Genomic DNA, 2,286 nt, shown 5'->3' with positions numbered 1-2,286 from the left:
ATACAGCGTAGAAAAGTTCTTCCTTTTTTAAGAAATCAATTAACTATAATAACATTGGGTGACTTCTTGATTGTTCATCAGTCTCTTCCCAATTATACAAGTCGTTCTCTGTACATACCTACGAAGCAATCTCGCAAGAATTTTTCAATACATCGAACATCTTTTTTCTTACTTAAAGTACGGTAACCCCCCTCTAAATTCATTCGAACACGTTTCATTGCTCTACTATGGTTAATTGTTGTTAATAGAATTCCTTGACTAAAGATAAGTTCTATAACCTCCTCATAATTATAACAAGGGATCTGTTTACCATGCTTACGATGCTCAGTGGTAATAAGTCCTCTAGCAATTAACATGGAACCAGAATATGTATTAGGTACCATTAACTGTGTTGTTTCAATGTCTTTTTTATTCACTTGTAAGACAGCTTGGTATCCATGTGCACATACAATCTCACATTCACGAAGGTACAGACGATACTCCTTTACCTCAAAACAACAATGGTAATTCAGATAAGCATCGTCCATTCCTAATAATTCATGATTAATCTCTTTCTTGGTAATTAAGTTCTCCCTCTCTATCATAATTACTTCAAAACCCTGCTCATGAAAAATCATCTCTGCTTTCATATATTCTTGCTCCCTTCACGTAAGATATCCCTCATTACTCTGGATTATTTTAAGTTATTATCTCTGTAAATCTATTGAATCCAAACAATTACTCATTAACATTGCTATTGTCATTGGACCAACTCCACCCGGTACTGGCGTAATTGCGGCTACTTTTGTTTCTACATCATCAAAATCTACATCACCGCATAATTTATTATTTTCGTTTCGATGAATCCCTACATCAATAACTACGGCTCCATCTTTTACATATTCACTTGTTATGAATTTAGGCTTTCCAAGTGCTACTATCAAGATATCCGCACGTTTTGTAACCTCTTTTAAATCCTTAGTTCTTGAATGGCAGATTGTTACTGTTGCATTCTCCCGTAACATTAGTAGGGCCATAGGTTTTCCAACAATATTACTTCTTCCTACTACAACACATTCTTTACCTTCAATTTCAATATTGGAACGTTTTAATAATTGAATTACACCTGCTGGTGTACAGGATACAAATCCTTTCTGTCCGATTGATAACGCCCCTACACTTTGAGGATGAAAACCATCTACATCTTTTTCAGGTGCAATCGTTTTAATTACTAGATCTTCATCAATGTGAGAAGGTAATGGTAACTGCACTAAAATACCATTTACATCCGCTCTTTCATTCAGTTCGTTTACAAGTTTTAATAATTCCTCTTGCGTAGTTTCTTCTGGTAATTCGAATGCTAGTGAGCGAATTCCAACGAATTCACAAGCTTTTTTCTTATTACCAACGTAAACACTGGATGCTGGGTCATTCCCAACTTGTATAACTGCAAGTGTTACTTCGATTCCATTTTCTTTATATTCAGCTGCTTTTTGTCTAAGCTCTTCTTTTATTTGTGATGAAATTGCTTTTCCGTCGATTAAATGTGCCATTATTGTTACCTCCTGCTAGTTGCGTTTTTTATAGCTTTTATTTTATACTATTTTCTATTGAATTCATAGAGGTAATTTAATAAACAGGGTAAAAATGTAAAATAGAGCAATATTATATGTTAATCGAATTACTACTGGAATATTTTACACAAAAGGTTATACTATACTATGTATATTTTATTATTTACTTAGAAAAAGAAAAGGATTGTACTAACATGAAAACCATATTCACACATTACTTAAAACCATTCTATAGCCGAATAATATATGGATTCATTATTAAATTCATAGGTACCATAATGGACTTACTTATTCCTTGGATTCTTGCTTACATGATTGACTCAGTAATCCCAACCAAAGATAAAACTGCTGTATATCTGTGGGGACTTGGCATGATTACTTGTTCATTATTAGCTGTCGTACTAAATATTATTGCCAATCGAATGGCCTCTAAGGTCGCCAGCGAAACAACTGAAGTAATCCGTTACGATCTATTCCATACAATTAGTTATCTTTCGTCTACTCAAACAGATCGATTCACAAAACCATCTTTAATTTCAAGGCTTACTAGTGACACTTATAATGTTCACAATATGATTGGCCGTATGCAAAGACTAGGAATCCGAGCACCCATACTATTGATAGGGGGAATCTGCATTACTTTAACACTAGATCCCGTTCTTTCATTTGTGCTTATCTGTATACTACCGTTCATTACCATACTTATGATATATGTATCTAAAAAAAGTATCCC

At 33.9% G+C, this 2,286-nt stretch carries 3 protein-coding genes; 1 reads left to right on the top strand and 2 read right to left on the bottom strand.

Annotation, left to right across the window (positions count from 1 at the left end):
- Positions 1-92: 92 nt before the first annotated feature.
- On the bottom strand, positions 93-629 hold the full coding sequence (locus ACW2QF_RS19595) for a hypothetical protein (protein ID WP_455717700.1): 537 nt from the start codon (positions 627-629) through the stop codon (positions 93-95).
- 57 nt (positions 630-686) lie between these two features.
- Entirely contained in the window at positions 687-1,532 is an 846-nt protein-coding gene (gene folD / locus ACW2QF_RS19590) for a bifunctional methylenetetrahydrofolate dehydrogenase/methenyltetrahydrofolate cyclohydrolase FolD (protein ID WP_455717699.1), read from the bottom strand.
- 215 nt (positions 1,533-1,747) lie between these two features.
- Here folD and ACW2QF_RS19585 point away from each other — a divergent pair.
- A partial coding sequence (locus ACW2QF_RS19585) for an ABC transporter transmembrane domain-containing protein (protein ID WP_455717698.1) occupies positions 1,748-2,286 on the top strand: 539 nt, incomplete at its 3' end.

Source organism: Anaerosporobacter sp. (assembly GCF_965301125.1).
Note: the sequence above shows the minus strand (reverse complement) of the source record. Positions and strands in the feature narration are given on the sequence as shown.

Bases quoted from the DNA above. Each gene is read 5' to 3' on its own strand.
- ACW2QF_RS19595 (WP_455717700.1), bottom strand. From the start codon at position 629: ATGAAAGCAGAGATGATTTTTCATGAGCAGGGTTTTGAAGTAATTATG.
- folD (WP_455717699.1), bottom strand. From the start codon at position 1,532: ATGGCACATTTAATCGACGGAAAAGCAATTTCATCACAAATAAAAGAA.